This is a genomic window from Armatimonadota bacterium (assembly GCA_031459765.1).
GTDB lineage: Bacteria > Sysuimicrobiota > Sysuimicrobiia > Sysuimicrobiales > Kaftiobacteriaceae > Kaftiobacterium > Kaftiobacterium secundum.
Genome location: JAVKHY010000002.1, coordinates 106,150 through 123,749, shown reverse-complemented (window position 1 = coordinate 123,749; position 17,600 = coordinate 106,150). Strand labels below are relative to the sequence as shown.

Below are 17,600 nucleotides of genomic sequence, written 5' to 3'. Positions count from 1 at the left end.
GTCGGGAGGGTACCGATGAACGGTCAGCGGACGGGGCAGGAGGTCGTCTCGCGCATCGGATACGCCGAGCAGTGGCTGCGGCGGGCGAAGGGTCAGGTCGCCGGCGGGCACCTGAAGCGCGGAGTCCTGACGCTGGTCCTGGCTGACGCCGAAGTCCGGCACGCCATAGAGATGGCCGGACTCCCCCCACGCCCGGCGCGGCCGACGGTGGGCGTCCTGCCGGTGCTGGGACTTTCGCTGGCGGCGGCCCTCGTGCTGGGTCTGGCCCGGACCGCCGTCGCTCCGGCGCCGGGGGCCGTCGAGACGGGGCCGCCCATCCTGCGGTTGTCGTTGTCGGGAGACCTGCTGCGGCCGATCGCTGTCCCGGTGAAGACGGCGCCGGCCGTGGGGACGGCGCCGGATCTGCGGCCGACCAGGCCCCGTGTGCTTTCCGCGGCGCGGACCGTCGTTCCGCCTCCGGCTTCCGCCCCTCGCAGGCCTGCTCCGGGGACCCCCGTCCCGGCATCGGGGAGGCCCTCGCCTCCAGCGGTGCCGCCCGCGGCCACCGCTCCGTCCGCTGACGCAGCCGCGCCGTCACCGGCGCCGACCGCAGCCCCGGCGACGGTCCCTGCGGCGACGACATCGCCTGCGGGCATGATCCTGTCATCCGACGACCTCATCGATCTCGTCCTCGCCGCCGAGCGCGCCCTGCGCGGCGACCCGATGCGCCGCTGAGACGCCGCGGTCGACGGAGCCCAGGAGGTTCAGCCGGTTGATGCCTGCTCGCCGCCAGTCCGCCCTTGCGGTCATCCTGCTCTTCCTGCTCCCCGCTGTCCTGTCGGGATATGCGGTCCGGGCGCAGACACCACCGCCCCCGGCCCAGCAGCCTCCGACGACCCCGCCCGCGCCTCCGGGCCAGCCGCCTTCCGCGCCACCAGGGCCGGCGGGCCCGCCGGCGCCGCCCGCCCAGCCAGCGCCGCCCGCGCGACAGCGGGTCGTCGCCCTGGAGGTCAGGGGGAACCACCGGATCCCCGCCGATCAGATTCTGGCGGCGGTCACCCGCACGAAAGTCGGCGAGCTGCTCTCCGAGGAGGCGCTGCGCGAGGACATCCGGGCCATCAACGTCCTGGGATTCTTCGCCGACGTCACCGTCAGAACGATGTCCGAGCCCGAGGGGGTCCGGGTGATCTTCGTCGTGACCGAGAATCCCGTCGTCGCCGAGGTGGTGATCGAGGGGGCCACGGTCATGCCGGTAGACGAGATCCGGCGGACGCTGAACATCCCCACGGGGGAGGTCCTGAACATCGTGCGGCTGCGCGAGGGCACACGCGCCGTGCAGAAGCTCTACGAAGACCGGGGCTATGTCCTGGCGCGGGTGGCCGACACGGCGACCGTCCCGCTGGAAGGTGCGCCGGACCAGGCCCGGCTGCGGCTGCGCATCACGGAGGGCACGATCGAGGAGGTCCGCTTCTCCGGCGTGCGCCGGACGCGTCCGGCCACGGCGCTGCGCTTCGTCCGGGAGACGGAGAAGGGGCGCGTCTTCAACGCCACGGCCCTGAACCGCGACCTGCAACGGCTCTTCGACACCGGGCTGTTCGAGTCGATCCGGGCGCGGCCGGAGCCGGGCACGGAGCCCGACACCGCGGTGATCATCATCGAGGTCGTCGAGGCGCGCACGGCGCAGATCGGGGGCGGCGTTGGCTACAGCACCACGGAGGGGGTCCTCGGCTTCGTCGAGTACCGGGATCGGAACTGGCGCGGACTGGGACAGACCTTCGCCGCGACCCTGGAGCGGACGATTCAGGTGGAGCAGACGCGCACGAACTACGAGCTCACCTTCACCGAGCCCTACCTCGACCGCCTGGGCACCGTGCTGACGCTCAGCCTCTTCAGCCGTTCCGCGGTGAACTACGAGTTCGACGACGCGGGAGGCCTCTTCTCCCGCTTCGATCTGATGCGTTCCGGGTCAGCGGTCACGGCGACGCGGCCGCTCGACGCGCTGACCACCGGGGCGCTGCGCTTCAAGAGCGAACTCACGGACATCACCCCCCTGCCCCGGGACGCCACCTGCGACCCCGCCGACCTGGTGACCTGCACCGTGGCGCCCACGTTCCTGGCCCAGAGCGAGGGGCGGGTGGTGAGCCTCGCCTTCACCGCGACGCGCGACGCACGGAACGACCGTCTCAAGCCCACCCGCGGCTATCGCGCCCAACTGGGGACGGAGTTCGCCCTGACGTCCCTGGGCAGCGACTTCGGCTTCACCAAGTACACCGCCGAGTACCAGCAGTTCTTCCCGGCCTGGCGGGAGTCGACGTTTGTCGCCCGGCTCTTCGTCGGTGTCGGATCCGGCACGCTCCCCTATCAGGATCAGTTCATCCTCGGCGGCCCCAGTACGGTACGGGCCTACCGCGCCGGACGGTTTCGCGGCGACAGCATCGTCGTCGCCACGCTGGAGTACCGCTTTTCGCTGGGAACCATCTTCCGTCCCCTGGGCGACCTGCAGGGCATCCTCTTTGTCGATGCCGGGAACGCGCCGCTCTCCTTCGCCAGCCCGAAGACCGGGTACGGGTTCGGGGTGGCGATCAGCACGCCCGTCGGGCCCATCCGCATCGACCTGGCCTTCGGCCCGGAAGGGCGGCAGACCTGGGTCTCGCTGGGGGCGCCCTTCTAGCGGTCCGCTGCGATGCGCCGCCGTCCCGGCAGGTTCCCCGTCGATCTCGCACTGGCTGCGACGGTCCTCCTGCTGGGGACCCTGCCCGTTGCGGCCCAGGTCGTCGTTCAGCGCGTCAGCGTGCAGGTGACCGTCGACGGCCCGTTGCCGCATCCGCTGGTACAGGATCGCCTGCGGGCGACGGTGCTGAGCGTGAGCGAGCGGCTGCTGGTGGGGCGCGCGGTGGACCAGCTGGCGCCGCTGACGGCGCAGCTGGGGGAGACGCTGGCCGGGGTGGTCGATCGGGTCGCCGCGGGGTACGCCGTGACGGCGGTGAGTCTTCGCCTGGGGGCGGAGTCCGACGTCTCCGTCCGCCTGCGCCCGGTGGGGCCGGTGGTGGCGGAGGTGTCGGTGACGCCCGATCTCCGGATGGTGCCGGAGCGCCTCCGGCCGCTTGCCGGCGGCCTCCTCCAGGAGCGCGTCGCGCCGCCGCTCCGGTCGTTGTACGGCGGGCTTCCCGAAGCCGCTCTGCTCTGGGCCGGGCCGGTGCTGGAGCGGCGGGCCCAGGAGGCCGTGGAGGAGGCGCTGCCGGGGTATTCGGCCACGGTGCGGGTGGAGATCCGGGGCGCGACAGGGGAGGTCGCGGTGACCGTCATGCCCCGCGACACGCGGGTGATCCGGAATCTGGGGGTCCGGTTCCGATCGACGTCCATCCCCACGCTGCTGCTGGACCAGCATCGTCCCGCGGTGATCTCCATGGCCGAGTTCCTGCGGGGAGTGCCGGTGACGTTCGCTCAGGCGCATGCCGGTCCCCTCGCCGACCTCCTCCGGTCGGACCTGGCGGCGTATCCGCCGGCTCTGCGCTACGGAATCGCCGCTGTGCCGGTACTGGATGTGGGGGAGACGACGTACGTCAACGTGGTGGCCGAATCGCGGCGCTACCGGGGCCGGGCTGAGGCACACCTCAACGTAGGCACCCGCGCCCCGGGGCCGCAGCTCCTCGGTCGTCTCGGCGTGCTGGTGCACCCCCAGACCGAGACCTTCGCGGAGATCCGTCTCGCTCCGCAGACCCTTTCCCTGGAGTGGAGTCTGGGCGCCGAACTCGCCGTCCTGCCGACGGTGCGGATCGGCGCCGCCTACGGCCTCGTCGCGCAGGAGGTCCGGACATGGGCGCAGCTGCAGGTCGGGTTCGATACCGCCCTGCGCGGGACGTGGTTTGCCGGCCAGCAGGCGTTCGAAGGCGCGTTCATCTACCGCATCAACGAGTTCCTCTCCGGCGAACTCGTGGGCACCTCGCGGGGGGAGTGGTGGGTGCGCCTGGTCAGCAATCTGTAGGAATGGCCGTGAGCACCGCGGAAAGCAGGAGACAGGAGGATGGGGATCGCGGTTGACCCCTCGCGTAGAATGGTAACGGTTGCCTGCGCGGCGCGCAGGCCGGGAGGGTGATGATGCAGACTCGCAGACGGATCGCCCCGCTGTGGTGGGCCATCTCCGCCGTGCTGGCGGTTGCGGTGGCGGCCGCCGCGCTGGTCTTCTGGACCGGCACGCCCGTGATCGGCCAGTCGTTCACGGTGGGGTATGTGGACATGCAGAAGGCGCTGGACAGTCATCCCCGGAAGGCGGCTTCGGAGCGGGCCCTGCAGGAGTTCTTCCAGGCCAAGCAGCGCGAGTTCCAACAGCGCAGCCGCGGGATGACCCCCGTGCAGCGGCAGGAGCTGGACCGGCAGTTCCAGCAGCAGTTCCTGGCCCGGCGCGAGGAGCTGTTCTCGGGGCTGGACCGCGACATCCGTCAGGCCGTGGAGAAGGTGGCGAAGGACCGCGGCATCTCCGTGGTCCTGGACCGCACGGTGGTGCTCTACGGCGGGACCGATCTGACCGACGCGGTCATTGCGCAGTTGAGCGCGAAGTAATGGCAGCGGTCGGGCCATCCTCGGGCCGGTGGATCGGCCTCCTCCTGGCGGCCGCGCTGGCCGCCGTCCCCGGCTGCGGCCCGAAGACGACGACGCGCGTCTCGCCCACCGCGTCGTCCGCGCCGGCGCCCCGCGCCCTGCGGATCGGCGTGGTCGACCTTCAGGCCGTGGCCAGGGTGCACCCCCGGTGGCCCGACCTGGACGCCCTCACCAGGCGCGTCGCCCAGACGGAAGCGGAACTGGCGATGGTCCCCCCGCCGCCTCCCGTTCCGGAGACGGACGTGACACGCCAGCTGGACGAAGAGGCGGCGCGTCTGCGGGCGGTGTTCCAGAAGGAGCTGGAGGAGCTGCGCGCGCAGCGCCGCCGGGAACTGGAGGCCTACGCCCAGGACCTCCGCCGGGCGCAGGAGGCGAAGTTCGAGGCCTTCCGCAGGCAGCTCGAGGACCAGGCCCGCGCCGAGCTGGAGGCGAAGCGGAACGAGCTGCGTGCCCAGCTGGCCGCCGCCGAAGAGGAGATCATGGAAGAGTACCGCTACCCGCTGCTGAACCTCCGCCTGCGCGCGGAGGTGGCCGGTCTGCGTTCCGAGGAAGAGGGACGGGTGCTCCTGCGTCAGCTTCAGGCCCTGCAGCAGGAGCGCGAGGAGCGGATCCGGGTCAGGGGGGAGGAGACCGAGGCGCAGTTCAAGGAGATTCAGAAAGCGAAGGAGGCCGAGGTCAACGCGCGGCTGCGGGCGGAGCAGGAGGCGCTGTCCGCCGAAGGACGGCGGCTCGTCGAACTCCGGCAGCGCGAGCTGGAGGAGGCGCTGACCCGGGAAGGCGTCCGCCGCGAGCAGGAGTTCCGGCAGCGCCTGGAGCGCCGCCGCCGGGAGCTCATCGCCGCCGCCGCCGCGGCGCTGAGCGGCCAGCAGCGCGCCTACGCCCGGGAGGTCCAGGCTCGGGCCGCGCGGCTGCAGGCCCAGCTCGGCCTCCTGCAGGAGCAGCGGCTGCGCCTGGAGGACGCGATCCTCGCCGACGTCAAGATCGAGGTGGCGACGATTGCCCAGACCCGGCAGGTGGATGTGGTCCTGACCCGGTACATCGCCAGCCCCGGCCTCGGCGGAGCCGGCCTCGTCAACCTGACCCCGGACCTGATCCGCAAGATCCGGCGATGACGACCCTCTCGAGACGCGCCATCCTCCTCGTCGCGCTCCTTGTCACGCTTCTCGGGGCCGTCCTGGCCGCGGGATGCGGAGGGCCCCGCGTGGGCGTCGTCGCCTCCGGCCGGGTGCTGAAGGAGAGCGCGCTGGCCCTGCGCTACCAGAACCAGCTGGACGAGAGCGAGAAGCGAATGGCGGCCGATCTGCGCCTCCTGAGCGGACGGCTGAGCCCGGAGGACCTGGAGGCGCGGCGGCAATCGTACCTCCGGGATCTGGCCGAGCTGAAGAAGTCGCTGGAGGAACGGCTGAACGAGCAGGTCCGGATCGCTGTGGCCGAGGTGGCCCGACGGCGCCGCCTGCAGCTGGTCCTGGTGAAGGAAGCGGCGACGCTGGGCGGGATCGACGTCACCGACGACGTCATTGCCCGTCTGAAGTAGCATCGTCGGACGGAGAGATCGTGAGACTGCGCGCCATCGCCGAGGCCATCGGGGCGGAGCTTCTGGGGGCGGGCGACGTCGAGGTCACGCACGTCGCGGAGTGGCACCGCGCCGGGCCCGGCGCCATCGTCATGGTCCGCGATGCCCGGCACCTGGCCCGGGCGGAGGAGAGCGGCGCCTCGGCACTGCTGCTGCCCGCGGCGCTGTCGTCATCCCGTCTCCCCGCGCTTCGGGCGGTCAACCTCCGGCTGGCCTTCGCCAGGATCATCGGTCTGCTGCACCCGCCGCCGGGGCGCCTCCCTCCGGGGATCCATCCCACCGCCGTGCTCGGCACCGCCGTTCGGCTGGGCCGCGATGTGGCCGTGGGCCCCTACGTGACCATAGGGGACGCTTGCGTCATCGCCGACGAGGTGACCATCTACGCCGGCTGCGCCCTCGGGGCCCGGGTGCGTATCGGCCCGAGGTCGATCCTGCACCCGCGGGTGACCGTCTACGACGGCTGCACCATCGGCGCCCGCGTCATCCTCCACAGCGGCGTCGTGGTGGGCGCGGACGGATTCGGCTACGCCCAGGACGGCCGCGCGCATGTGAAGATCCCCCAGGTCGGGACGGTGGTGATCGAGGACGACGTGGAGGTCGGGGCCAACACCACCATCGACCGGGCCACGCTGGGGGAGACGAGGATCGGCGCCGGGACGAAGATCGACAACCTGGTGATGATCGGCCACAACGTGACCATCGGTCCCCGCGTCCTCGTCGTCGCGCAGGCGGGGGTAGCCGGCAGCGTCGTCATCGGCGCCGACGCCGTCCTGGCCGGCCAGGTGGGGGTGGCCGACCACCTGACGATCGGCGCCGGCGCCCAGGTGCTGGCGGCGTCGGTGGTGACCCGCGACGTTCCGCCCGGAGCGGTCGTCTCCGGACAGCCGGCCCGACCGCACCGGGAACAGCTGAGGCTGCAGGCCGCGCTGAGTCGCGTGCCCGACCTCGTCAGCAAGCGGGGAGGGCGCCGCCGCGACTGATGGGGCCGGTTCGCCAGCGGACGATCCGGCGGTCCGCCTCCGTCGCCGGGATCGGCATCCACAGCAGCCTGCCGGCCCGCGTTACCTGCCGGCCCGCACCTCCCGACGCCGGGATTGCCTTCCGGCGCCTCGATCTGCCCGACTCCCCGGAGATCCCGGCCGCCGCGGACGCGGTGGTGGACACCCGTCGCGGGGTCACGCTGGGCCGGGCCGGCGTCCGGGTGAGGACGGTGGAGCACCTGCTGGCGGCGGCGGCGGGACTCGGGATCACCAACCTGCGGGTCGAGGTCCGGGGTGAGGAGCTGCCCATCCTGGACGGCAGCGCCGCCCCGTACTGTGCCCTGCTCCGGCGGGCAGGCATCGAGGTGCAGGACGCCGTGCTCGAGCCCATCAGGCCGGAAGAGCCCTGCTGGGTCGCGGAGGAGGCGGCCTCCGTCCTGGTGGTGCCTGCGGGGTGCCTGCGGCTGACGTGCGTGGTGCCGCTGCACCACCCGGTGCTGGGCCCCGCCCAGGTGGCGGACCTGACGGTAGAGGAGGGCCGGTTCCTGCGGGAGATCGCGCCGGCGCGAACGTGGGGGTTCGCCGACGAGGTGGAGAAGTTGCGCCAGCAGGGGTTGGCCGTCGGCGCCTCGCAGAACAACGCGCTGGGTCTGGGGCCCGAAGGATACCTGAACCCGCCGCGCATGGCCGACGAGCCGGCGCGGCACAAACTCCTCGATCTGCTTGGCGACCTGGCGCTGCTGGGCCGCCCGCTGCGCGCCCATGTCATCGCCGTGGGCGCGGGGCACAGGCTCCACGCGGCCGCGGTGCGGCGGGTCCTCGGGAGGTAACGATGGAGCTCGGACGCGACGAGATCATGCGTATCATTCCCCACCGCCCTCCCTTCCTCTTCGTCGATCGGATCATCGAGGTCGAGGAGTCCCGCATCGTCGGCCAGCTGGACCTGCGCGGGGACGAGTGGTTCTTCCCCGGGCACTTTCCGGGCAAACCCATCATGCCGGGCGTGCTGATCGTGGAAGCCATTGTGCAGACCGGGGCCTGTCTGGCGCTTCGGCGGCCGGAGTTTGCCGGTCGGGTCCCGTACTTCGCCGGGATCGAACAGGTGCGGTTCCGCCGCCCGATCCGGCCGGGCGAGACCGTGACCCTGGAAGCCAGGCTGCGGTGGATCCGGGGCCGCACGGGGCGGGTCGCGGGCCGCGCCCTGGTCCAGGGCGCGGTGGCCGCGGACGGGGAGTTCACCTTCGTTATGGGGGAGGACCGTGTCTAGCGTGCAGGTGCATCCCACCGCGGTAATCGATCCCTCGGCCGAACTGGAGGGCGACGTCGTCGTCGGTCCCTACGCGGTGATCGGCCCGCGCGTCCGCATCGGATCCGGGACGCGCCTGGGAGCCCATACCGTCATCGAGTCCGACGTCACCCTGGGCCGTGACAACCAGCTGGGGATCGGGGTGGCCATCGGCTGCCGCCCCCAGCACCGGGGATATGCGGAGGAGCGATCCTACGTGCGGATCGGCGACCGGAACATCTTCGGCGACTACGCCACGGTGAGCCGCGGTTACGGCGAAGGGACGGCGACCGAGATCGGCGACGACGCCTACATCATGTCCTACGTGCGGATCGATCACAACTGCCGGCTCGGGAACCGGGTCACGATCACCAGCGGCGCCGGGCTGGGGGGGTATGTCAATGTGGAGGACCTGGCGTACGTGGGCGGCAACGTCGGGATCCACCAGTTCGTCCGCATCGGGCGGCTGGGGATGGTCGGCGCGGTGAGCATGGTGCGCCAGGATGTCCCGCCCTACATCCTGGCGGCCGGCATGCCGGCGCGCGCCCACGCGCTGAACGTCGTCGGCATTGAACGCGCCGGCATCCCTCCGCAGCACCGCCGGGCGCTGCGCCGCGCCTTCACCCTGCTGTACCGGTCGCGCCTGACGACTTCTGCGGCCCTGGCGCGGCTGGAGGAGGAACTGGGCGGCGATCCGTACGTGGCGCACATCATCGCCTTCATGCGCAGCGGCGGCCACAACCGGGGATTCGTGCGGTGGGCGGGCGAGACCTCGACGGAGTAGGAGTCGTCGGCCTGATCGCCGGCGAAGGACGGCTGCCCGTCCTCCTGGCGCAGGCGGCCCGAGCGGCCGGCTGCCGCGTTGTGGCCGTGACGGTGGAAGGCGATGGGGCCGACCTCGCGGCCGTCGCCGACGAATCCTACCGCGCGGGATTCGGGGAGTTCCAGCGCATCATCGCGATCCTCACCCGCAGCGGCGTCCGACAGGTGATCTTCGCCGGGCGCGTCTCGCGGGCGCGGCTCGTGGCCGAAGGCGACACCGCCTTCAGGGCGCGCGTCCTGCGACTGGGTGACCGGGGGGACCAGACGCTGTTCCAGCAGGTGGCGGTGGAACTGCTGGGCCGCGCGGGGATCACCGTCGCCAGTCCCCTGAAGTTCGTAGCCCACCTCCTAGTGGAGGAGGGAGTGCTCACCCGCTCGGCACCCACGGAGGACGAGGCCCGGGACGCGCGCGCCGGGCTGGACCTGGCGCGGAAGATCGCGGCCCTGGACGTGGGACAGACCGTCGTGCTCAGGCACGGCGCCGTCCTCGCCGTGGAGGCGGCAGAAGGCACGGACGAGGCGATTCGTCGGGGCGGGAAGATGGCGCCCGGCGTCGTCGTGGCCAAGGCCGCGCGCCCCCACCAGGACGATCGCTTCGACCTCCCCGCCGTGGGACTCGGCACCCTCGAGACCATGGCCGCGGTAGGCGCACGGGTGCTCGCCGTGGAGGCCGGCGCCACGCTGCTGCTTGATCGGGACCGCTGTCTCGAGTTCGCCGATCGCTCCGGCATCGCCGTCGTCGGCCTCCACCTGTGACGCGGTGCGGGAGCTGACGATCTTCATCATCGCCGGCGAGATCAGCGGCGATCTGCTGGGGGCCGACCTCGCCGCTCATCTGCGGTATCTGCGTCCGGACGCAGCGCTGGTGGGCATCGGCGGCGCGCGGATGAGCGCCGCGGGAGTGCGCTGCCTGATGGATAGCACGACGTGGGGCGTGGTCGGCCACGTCGACCCCGTCCTCCGGCTGCGCACCTACCTCCGCCGGCTGCGGGAAGTGACCGACGCCGTCCGCAGGGAGCGGCCGGACGTGCTGGTCCTGATCGACTTCCCCGCCTTCAACCTCCGCGTGGCCGAGCGCCTGAAGGGGCGGGTTCCCGTGGCGTACTACGCGCCCCCCCTGGTGTCGGTCCGTAGAGGCGATCGGGCCCGTAAGGTGGCGCACCTGCGGATGCGGCTGCTGGCCACGCTGCGGCCCGAGGCGGACGCGTACGCCGCCGCGGGAGCCGATGTGACCTTTGTCGGACACCCCGCCGCCGACCTCCCCCGGCAGGCGCCGGAGCGCGACCAGGCGCGCCGGATGCTCGGTCTGCCGGCACAGGACCCCGTTGTCGGCCTCCTTCCCGGCAGCCGGCTCCAGGAGGTCCGGGCCCACCTGCCCGTGATGCTCCGGGCCGCCGCCATCGCGGCCGGGACCGATCCACGCATCGCGTTCGTGCTGCCCGTCCCCGCAAAGCCGATCCGCCAGGCCGTGGAGCGCCTGGCCGACGGCCATCGGCCCGGCGTGCGCGTGACGGACGAGATCTACGCCGCGATGCGGGCCGCCGACGTGCTCCTGACGGCCGCCGGCACGGCGACGCTCGAGGCCGCGGTGCTCGGCGTGCCGATGATCGTCGTCTACCGCCTGCCGGCGCTGAGCTGGTACATCGCCAGGCGGCTCGTCGCCGTCCGCCACGCCGCGCTGCCGAACATCCTGGCCGGACGGGAGATCGTCCCGGAACTGCTGCAGGATCGCTTCACCGCCTCGGCCGCGGCGGCGGCGGTTCTGCGCCTCCTCCGTGATCCGGTCGGGCGCGAGGCGATGCGCGCCGGTCTGCGGTCTGTGGCCGCAACGTTGGGTCCTCCGGGCGCCGCGCGCCGGGCGGCGGAGGAAGTGCTGCGTCTGGGGGCGTTCGTTGCCCCCGCCGCTGGCGGGCGATAAGATGGGGCGGGCGATCCCGCGGAGTGCCGGGACGACCGACGGAACAATGACGAGACGCCCACCAGTGATGCGGCTGGCCGCAGTGGCCGCCGCCCTCGTGCTCGGCGCGCTGATCGGCGCCCGGTGGATGGCGGGACGGGTGCCCGCTCCGCCCGCGGCGCCGCCGGCGCCTTCTCCCACGGCGCCGGCGCCTGCGCCGTCCGCGGGACCGGCACCCGGAGGACCGGAGTCGCCGTTCCTCCGGATCGAGGGGACGACGCTTTCGGGAACGGATCCCCGGGGCAATCTGGTGTGGGAAATTCGGGCCACGACGCTGGAGGTCGATCGGGCTCGGGAACGGATCGTCATGACGTCGGTGACGGGACAGTTCTACCAGGCGCACAGACCCCGGCTGGCCTTCGCCGCGCCGACGGCGGTCTTTCACACGAGGCGACGGGACGTGGAACTGACCGGGGGCGTCACCGCGCGCACCTCGGACGGTCGGACGCTGCGCGCCGCGCGCATCCGCTACCTGCCGGCCGACCGGGTGATCGTGGCCTCTGGCGATGTCGTCCTCACCCAGCCCGGGGTCTGGATCCGGGCGGACGAGGTGCGCACGGATCCGGCGCTGAACCGCCAGCGGTTTTCGGGCCAGATCGTGGTACGGGCGACGGAATAGGGGAGGTGGCGGCGACGATGATCCGGGGTGTCGGGCTGGCCGCGCTGGCCGTCCTCCTGATCCTGTCCGCCCCCACACGGGCGCAGGCCCCGCCGGCGGTCGAAGTGACAGGGGCGACCTTCGCCGATCTCGACGAGGCCAGCGGCCTCTGGACGCTGCGGGGTTCGCCGGTGACCGTCCGGCGGGGTGCCGTCGTGATCCAGGCGCCGGCGCTGACCTATGAGCGCGCGGGGCAGGTCGTGCGGGCCACCGAGGGCGCGCGCTATGCCGATGACGCGTTCGCCGTGGACGCGCCGCGGATCACGGTCTGGTTGCGGGACGAGCGCCTCCTGGCCGACGGCGGCGTTGTGGCCCAGCAGCGCGACGCGCAGCGCCGCCTGACCGCGGAGCGGGTGGAGGCGTTCGGCCGGGAACGTCGGCTGGTGGCCACGGGCGACCCTGTGCTTACCGGTCCGGAAGGCCGTCTGGCGGCGGAGCGGATCGAGACCTTCCTCGCGCGCGGCGAGGCCGTCGCGGAGGGAAACAGCCGGATCGCCTACGACCAGATGGAGGGGCGCGCCAAGCGCATCACGGTGCGGCAGCACCCTCCGACCGCGGTGTTGACCGGAGCCGCGGTAGTGCGGCAGGGACCGCACGAGGTCCGGGCGACGACGGTGACGGTGGATTTGCAGCGGCGCCGCGTGACCGCACAGGGATCGGCGCAGATCACCGCCTATCCGGGGCGCTGATGGTCGAGATGCTGGTCGCGGAGGGACTGGTCAAGCGGTACGGCGACCGGACGGTGGTGAACGGGGTGTCCCTCCGGGTGGGGAGGGGGGAGATCGTCGGCCTGCTGGGGCCCAACGGCGCGGGCAAGACGACGACCTTCTACCTCATCGTCGGGCTGGTTCGTCCGGACGGCGGCGTGGTGTCGCTGGACGGGGTGCCTCTGACCCCTTATCCCGTCCACGATCGCGCCCGCCGCGGGATCGGGTATCTGGCCCAGGACCCATCGGTCTTCCGGGGACTGACCGTGGAAGAGAACATCCTGATGGTCCTCGAAGCCAAGGGCGTCCCCGCAGCGGAGCGACGGTCTACCCTCGGCCGGCTGCTTGAGGAGTTCGGCCTGACCCACCTGCGGCGCCAGAAGGGCCGCGTCCTGTCGGGCGGAGAACGCCGGAGGGTGGAGATCGCGCGCGTGCTGGCCATGAATCCGTCCTACGTGCTGCTGGACGAACCCTTCACGGGCGTGGACCCCCGGGCCGTCTCGGAGCTCCAGGACGTCGTCCGCTACCTGCGCACCCGGGGGATCGGGGTCGTGATCACGGACCACAACGTGCGCGACACCCTGGCCATCACCGACCGCTCCACCGTGATCAACGAGGGCCGGGTCATCCTGGAAGGGACCCGCGACCAGGTGCTGGCCGATCCCGAGGTGCGCCGGGTGTTCTTGGGCGAGCGCTTCGCGATGTGATCTCCGTGGCCATCCCCCTCCTGGACCGGTACCTCTGGCGTCAGCTGCGGGACCTCTTCCTCTTCGGGGTGGGCGTGTTTACCGTGCTGCTGCTGGTCAACCACCTGTTCACCCTGGCCCGGATGGTCCTCCAGCAGGGCGCGCCGTTTACGGCGGCCCTGGAGCTCCTCCTCTACCGGATACCGTACTTCCTGGCCTTCAGTTTCCCCATGGCCATGCTGCTGGCCAGCCTGATGACCATCGCCCGCCTCAGCGACGGCCAGGAGATCACGGCGATGCGCACCGGCGGGATCAGCCTGGGCCGCATCGCGCTCTCCGTGGTCGCCGCCGGTGTCCTGGTCAGCGGCACCACGCTGTTCTTCAACGAGGTGCTGGTGCCCGGGGCGGAAGACCGCTACCGTCGGGCCTTCCTGCGGGCCGTGGAGGCGCCGGTCGCTCCCGTGCAGGAGCAGGTGCTGTTCCGCGACCAGCAGGAGGGCATCGAATCGGTCTACTTCGCGCGACGGTTCTGGCCCGACCGAGGGCTAATGGAAGGGGTCGTGGTCAACCAGTTCGAGGGCGGCCGTCTGCGGCGGGTGATCGAAGCCCCGCAGGCGCGCTACCTCGGTCAGGAATGGGTTTTCCTGCGGGGCACGATGTACCTGTTCACCGGCTCCGCCACGGTGGCCACCTCCTTCCAGCGGCTCACCCTGGCCCTGCGGCGAACGCCGCGGGAGATCGCCCTCCCCCGGCGGGATCCCTCCGAGATGAGCATCCGCGAACTGCGCGCCTACATCCAGCTGCTGCGCCGCAGCGGAGAGAGCGCCGCCCGCTACATCGTGGAGGTGCAGACGAAGTTCGCCGTGCCGGCTTCCGCCGCGCTGTTTGCCCTGCTCGCCGTCCCGCTCGGCCTGCGTCCCCACCGCTCCGGGCCGTCGGTGGGGCTGGGGCTGACGATCCTCGTTCTCGTCGGGTACTACATTCTGATGTCCATCACGGTGACCCTGGGACAGAGCGGACGACTCCATCCGGTTGTCGCCGCCTGGCTCCCCGATGTGGTGCTCGGGGCGGGCGCCGTGGCCCTGCTGCGACGGGCCGATCGATGAGTCGCGCCCTGCTCGGCGTGCTGGTCGCGGCGGCCCTCCTGTTCCTGGTCGGATTGGGGCGCGGGACGCTCTTCGACCAGGACGAGGCCAAGTACACCCAGGTCGCCCGGGAGATGCTCCGGACCGGCGACCCCATCACCCTGCACGTGAACGGCACCCCCTGGTTTGTGCACCCTCCCTTCTACTTCTGGCTGGTGGCCGCCACCGGCCGCGTCTTCGGGTTTTCCGAGTTCACCGCCCGCCTGTGGTCGGCGGTCTTCGGTTTGGTGGGCGCCTATGCCACCTTCCTGATCGGCGCCCGGCTCTTCGGTCCACGGGCCGCCCTGCTCGCCGTCGTCGTCCTCGTCTCGATGTTCCAGTACTTTGCCCAGTCCCGCCTGGCGGTGTTCGACGGCGTGCTCGTGGCCTTCATGCTCCTCACCTTTTACGCCTTCCTGCGGGCGCGGGACGGCGAGAGCCATTCCCTCGTCTCCGCCGGGCTGTGGGCCGGACTCGGCACGCTGACCAAAGGGCCGATCGCGCTCCTCCTGCCCGCCCTCGTTGCCGCGGCGTTCCTGATCCTGCGGCGGGAGCGGTTGCCGATCCCGCGGCGGACACTCGTCGTCGCCGCCGCGGTGTACGCCCTGCTGGCCCTGCCCTGGTACGTCATCGAAACGGTGCGCCACGGTCTCCCCTTCCTCCGGACTGCCATCGGCTACTACACGGTGAATCGCTTCCTGGGCGTGGTCGAAGGGCAGTCCGGACCGTGGTGGTACTATGCGCCGGTGCTGGTGCTGGGGACGTTTCCGTGGACCGCCTGTGCCGTCGCCGCCGTCCTCTATCACCTCAGGCGGCGGATCGAGGGCAGCCTGCTGATCCTGGTGTGGATCGGCGTCACCCTGACCTTCTATACGGCGGCCGGGACGAAGTTGCCGAACTACGTGTTGCCGGTGTACCCGGCGCTGGCCCTGGGGATCGGGGCCCTCTGGGATGCGGCGATGGCGGGAGCGCAGCCGGCCCGACGGCTGGTGGGGTGGAGCCTGGGCGGGACGGTTCTGGCCCTGGGATTGTTCGCGGCCGAACTCGTCCTCTTCTCCCGGATGAAGTATCCCGGCTATCTGGCGGTCCTCCAGCAACACCTGGTGACGGTTGGGGCGGTCCTCTCCGGCTGGGTGCTGCTGGGCGTTGTGGCCTACGCCGCCGGCCGACCCCGCCTCAGCTTCGTTGTCCTGGCCGGCTCGACGTGGGTGCTGGCGGCGTTCCTCGTCTGGCAGACGCTGCCGCTGGTCGAGGCGCGCCGGCCGATCAAACCCGTGGCCGCCGCCGTGCGGGCCGGCCTGACCCCGGGCGTCCCGCTGGTCGGCTTCAGGATCAGCGACCACCAGACGTTGCTCTTCTACACCGACCACCCGGTGCACTGGCTGGACGAGGTCTCCGACGTGGTGCGCCTGGCCTGCCGGAGCAGCCGCGTGATCGTTGTCGGTCGGCCGGCCGACCTGCGGGAGGTGCGGCCGATGCTGGTTCGCACGGGCGCGGTCCTGACGGTGATCGCCACCGACGAACTCCAGGCGCTCGAGTTTCGCCGCAGCCGGGCCTGCCGGAGCCTCCCCGTCCCGCGATGACCCTCTCCGTCATCGTGCCGACCTATAATGAGCGGGAGTCCCTGCCGGAACTGATCCGCCGGTTGCAGGGGGTGGCGCGCGGCCTCCCGCTGGAACTCGTGGTGGTCGACGACGCCTCCCCCGACGGGACCGGAGCCATGGCCGAGCAGTACGCCCGCTCCGGGGTGCTGCCGATGGTCGTCGTGCACCGCGAGAGCAAGGCGGGGCTGGCCTCTGCGGTCCTGGACGGCGCCCGGGCCGCCCGGGGCGACGTGGTGAGCGTGATGGATGCGGATCTCTCCCATCCGCCCGAGATGCTGGTGGACCTGGCGGCGCAGATTCGCGGCGGGGCCGATATCGTCGTGGCCTCGCGCTACATCCCCGGCGGTGGGATCGAGGCCTGGCCCCTGCTCCGGCGGGTGGTGAGCCGGGTTGCCACCGCCCTGGCCCGGGCCGTGCTGGGCCTGCCGGTGCGGGATCCGCTGTCGGGATTCTTCGCTGCGCGGCGGGCGCTGCTCGTCGAGGGGCGGTACCTGGCGCGGGGCTACAAACTGCTGGTCGAAGTGCTGGCGACCCATCCGGAGGCGCGTGTGGTGGAGGTCCCGTACCGGTTCGCGGACCGCCTTCGGGGCTCGAGTAAACTCTCGGCCGGCGAGATCCTGGACTACCTGCGCCTCCTCCTGGCGTTGAGGACGAGGAGATCCCGGTGGAACTCGGCGCGCTGTTGATCCCCGTGCTCATCCTGCTGAGCGGCGCGATCGCGCTGGTCGGCAACGCCGTCGGCCGCAACATCGGCCGGCGCCGCCTCTCCGTCTTCGGACTGCGGCCCCGCTACACGGCGCAGATCGTCACCGTCCTCACCGGGATGCTCATCACGGTGACGACCCTGCTGGTGGTGTTGACTTTTTCCCAGGAGGCGCGTGTCGCGCTGTTCCGGCTGAACGAGGTCCTCCAGGAGACCCGGCGCCTGGAGGGAGAGATCCAAAGGCAGGAAGAGCGCCTCAAGCAGCTGGCCCTGGGCGATATCGCCTACCTGACGAACCAGGAGGTCGTGCGAGAGGTCATCGACGGGTCGCTGCCCACCAGCAGCGTCCGGCAGCGGCTGGAGGCCCTCGTCGAGCGCGCCGGCGAGCTGGCCCGCCGGAACGGCATTGGTGTCGATGCCTCGGGCCGGACCCTGCTCCTGACCCCACCCAACGTCACATGGGAGACGATCGCCTCGCTGGTGGACCAGCGCGACGCCGGCACCGTGGTCCGGCTCGTCGCCAGCCAGAACACGCTGCGGGGCGAACCGCTGCCGGTCTTCGTCCAGCTCTTCGATAACCGCCGGGTGTATCGCTCCGGTGCGGTGCTGATCCAGGCCGTGGTGGACGGCCGCAAGAGCGCCGAAGGGGTGGGCCAGGACCTCCTTCGCCTGGCGGACGAATCGGCCCATCGGGCGCGGGGCCAGGTGCTGGCTCCGCCGGGGACGATCGTGACGTCGCCTCCCAACGCCGTGATCGATGTGGACGACCACCGGGACGCCGTGGCGCGCATCGTGGCCTTGCGTCGGCCGGTCACGGTGCGCGTGGTGGCGGCCCAGGACATCTACACCACCGGCCCCCTGGCCGTGGCCTTCGTCGTCGTGCGCTGATCCGCTCCGGCGGCCGGCGACCTTCAAACCGACGA

19 protein-coding genes are annotated in these 17,600 nt (G+C 71.8%); all 19 read left to right on the top strand.

Going from position 1 to position 17,600, the window contains the following annotated elements; genetic code table 11:
* Positions 1-15: 15 nt before the first annotated feature.
* Positions 16-714, top strand: a complete 699-nt coding sequence (locus tag QN141_03275) for a hypothetical protein (GenBank protein ID MDR7557487.1) — start codon at positions 16-18, stop codon at positions 712-714.
* A gap of 40 nt (positions 715-754) precedes the next feature.
* A complete protein-coding gene (locus QN141_03270) occupies positions 755-2,650 on the top strand; it encodes a BamA/TamA family outer membrane protein (protein ID MDR7557486.1) in 1,896 nt (631 codons plus the stop codon).
* Between the two features lie 12 nt (positions 2,651-2,662).
* Positions 2,663-3,964: a hypothetical protein gene (locus QN141_03265; GenBank protein MDR7557485.1), complete on the top strand. Its 1,302-nt coding sequence runs from the start codon at positions 2,663-2,665 to the stop codon at positions 3,962-3,964.
* Between the two features lie 113 nt (positions 3,965-4,077).
* Positions 4,078-4,539: an OmpH family outer membrane protein gene (locus tag QN141_03260; GenBank protein ID MDR7557484.1), complete on the top strand. Its 462-nt coding sequence runs from the start codon at positions 4,078-4,080 to the stop codon at positions 4,537-4,539.
* Positions 4,539-5,690, top strand: coding sequence for a hypothetical protein (locus QN141_03255; GenBank protein MDR7557483.1), 1,152 nt, complete (start codon positions 4,539-4,541; stop codon positions 5,688-5,690). Before QN141_03260 ends, QN141_03255 begins: the two co-directional genes overlap by 1 nt.
* The gene (locus tag QN141_03250; protein ID MDR7557482.1) at positions 5,687-6,112 is read left to right on the top strand and encodes a hypothetical protein; all 426 of its coding nucleotides are present in this window, start codon (positions 5,687-5,689) and stop codon (positions 6,110-6,112) included. The genes QN141_03255 and QN141_03250 overlap by 4 nt, the downstream gene beginning before the upstream one ends.
* Before the next feature lie 20 nt (positions 6,113-6,132).
* Entirely contained in the window at positions 6,133-7,131 is a 999-nt protein-coding gene (gene lpxD, locus QN141_03245; GenBank protein MDR7557481.1) for a UDP-3-O-(3-hydroxymyristoyl)glucosamine N-acyltransferase, read from the top strand.
* Complete coding sequence (gene lpxC, locus QN141_03240) at positions 7,131-7,961, top strand: UDP-3-O-acyl-N-acetylglucosamine deacetylase (protein ID MDR7557480.1); 831 nt, start codon at positions 7,131-7,133, stop codon at positions 7,959-7,961. Before lpxD ends, lpxC begins: the two co-directional genes overlap by 1 nt.
* Before the next feature lie 2 nt (positions 7,962-7,963).
* Positions 7,964-8,398, top strand: coding sequence for a 3-hydroxyacyl-ACP dehydratase FabZ (gene fabZ, locus QN141_03235; protein MDR7557479.1), 435 nt, complete (start codon positions 7,964-7,966; stop codon positions 8,396-8,398).
* Positions 8,391-9,200, top strand: a complete 810-nt coding sequence (gene lpxA / locus QN141_03230; GenBank protein MDR7557478.1) for an acyl-ACP--UDP-N-acetylglucosamine O-acyltransferase — start codon at positions 8,391-8,393, stop codon at positions 9,198-9,200. Before fabZ ends, lpxA begins: the two co-directional genes overlap by 8 nt.
* Positions 9,173-9,994: a UDP-2,3-diacylglucosamine diphosphatase LpxI gene (lpxI, locus tag QN141_03225; protein ID MDR7557477.1), complete on the top strand. Its 822-nt coding sequence runs from the start codon at positions 9,173-9,175 to the stop codon at positions 9,992-9,994. The genes lpxA and lpxI overlap by 28 nt, the downstream gene beginning before the upstream one ends.
* A gap of 4 nt (positions 9,995-9,998) precedes the next feature.
* Complete coding sequence (gene lpxB / locus QN141_03220) at positions 9,999-11,156, top strand: lipid-A-disaccharide synthase (GenBank protein ID MDR7557476.1); 1,158 nt, start codon at positions 9,999-10,001, stop codon at positions 11,154-11,156.
* Between the two features lie 67 nt (positions 11,157-11,223).
* Positions 11,224-11,814, top strand: a complete 591-nt coding sequence (lptC, locus tag QN141_03215) for an LPS export ABC transporter periplasmic protein LptC (GenBank protein ID MDR7557475.1) — start codon at positions 11,224-11,226, stop codon at positions 11,812-11,814.
* Between the two features lie 17 nt (positions 11,815-11,831).
* Positions 11,832-12,542 carry an LptA/OstA family protein gene (locus QN141_03210; GenBank protein MDR7557474.1) on the top strand — a complete coding sequence of 237 codons (711 nt, stop codon included), beginning with the start codon at positions 11,832-11,834 and terminating at the stop codon, positions 12,540-12,542.
* Positions 12,542-13,267, top strand: coding sequence for an LPS export ABC transporter ATP-binding protein (lptB, locus tag QN141_03205; GenBank protein MDR7557473.1), 726 nt, complete (start codon positions 12,542-12,544; stop codon positions 13,265-13,267). The genes QN141_03210 and lptB overlap by 1 nt, the downstream gene beginning before the upstream one ends.
* 5 nt (positions 13,268-13,272) lie before the next feature.
* Entirely contained in the window at positions 13,273-14,352 is a 1,080-nt protein-coding gene (locus QN141_03200; protein ID MDR7557472.1) for an LptF/LptG family permease, read from the top strand.
* Positions 14,349-15,953, top strand: coding sequence for a glycosyltransferase family 39 protein (locus QN141_03195; GenBank protein ID MDR7557471.1), 1,605 nt, complete (start codon positions 14,349-14,351; stop codon positions 15,951-15,953). The genes QN141_03200 and QN141_03195 overlap by 4 nt, the downstream gene beginning before the upstream one ends.
* On the top strand, positions 15,950-16,660 hold the full coding sequence (locus QN141_03190) for a polyprenol monophosphomannose synthase (protein ID MDR7557470.1): 711 nt from the start codon (positions 15,950-15,952) through the stop codon (positions 16,658-16,660). Before QN141_03195 ends, QN141_03190 begins: the two co-directional genes overlap by 4 nt.
* Positions 16,639-17,565, top strand: a complete 927-nt coding sequence (locus tag QN141_03185) for a DUF3084 domain-containing protein (protein ID MDR7557469.1) — start codon at positions 16,639-16,641, stop codon at positions 17,563-17,565. Before QN141_03190 ends, QN141_03185 begins: the two co-directional genes overlap by 22 nt.
* Positions 17,566-17,600 lie beyond the last annotated feature (35 nt).

What these genes read in the sequence shown, in the direction of transcription:
- lptC (MDR7557475.1), top strand. Translation starts at nt 11,224, where the DNA reads ATGCGGCTGGCCGCAGTGGCCGCCGCCCTCGTGCTCGGCGCGCTGATC.
- QN141_03270 (MDR7557486.1), top strand. Translation starts at nt 755, where the DNA reads ATGCCTGCTCGCCGCCAGTCCGCCCTTGCGGTCATCCTGCTCTTCCTG.
- fabZ (MDR7557479.1), top strand. Translation starts at nt 7,964, where the DNA reads ATGGAGCTCGGACGCGACGAGATCATGCGTATCATTCCCCACCGCCCT.
- lpxC (MDR7557480.1), top strand. Translation starts at nt 7,131, where the DNA reads ATGGGGCCGGTTCGCCAGCGGACGATCCGGCGGTCCGCCTCCGTCGCC.
- lptB (MDR7557473.1), top strand. Translation starts at nt 12,542, where the DNA reads ATGGTCGAGATGCTGGTCGCGGAGGGACTGGTCAAGCGGTACGGCGAC.
- QN141_03195 (MDR7557471.1), top strand. Translation starts at nt 14,349, where the DNA reads ATGAGTCGCGCCCTGCTCGGCGTGCTGGTCGCGGCGGCCCTCCTGTTC.
- QN141_03260 (MDR7557484.1), top strand. Translation starts at nt 4,078, where the DNA reads ATGCAGACTCGCAGACGGATCGCCCCGCTGTGGTGGGCCATCTCCGCC.
- QN141_03190 (MDR7557470.1), top strand. Translation starts at nt 15,950, where the DNA reads ATGACCCTCTCCGTCATCGTGCCGACCTATAATGAGCGGGAGTCCCTG.
- QN141_03210 (MDR7557474.1), top strand. Translation starts at nt 11,832, where the DNA reads ATGATCCGGGGTGTCGGGCTGGCCGCGCTGGCCGTCCTCCTGATCCTG.
- QN141_03250 (MDR7557482.1), top strand. Translation starts at nt 5,687, where the DNA reads ATGACGACCCTCTCGAGACGCGCCATCCTCCTCGTCGCGCTCCTTGTC.
- QN141_03255 (MDR7557483.1), top strand. Translation starts at nt 4,539, where the DNA reads ATGGCAGCGGTCGGGCCATCCTCGGGCCGGTGGATCGGCCTCCTCCTG.
- QN141_03265 (MDR7557485.1), top strand. Translation starts at nt 2,663, where the DNA reads ATGCGCCGCCGTCCCGGCAGGTTCCCCGTCGATCTCGCACTGGCTGCG.
- QN141_03275 (MDR7557487.1), top strand. Translation starts at nt 16, where the DNA reads ATGAACGGTCAGCGGACGGGGCAGGAGGTCGTCTCGCGCATCGGATAC.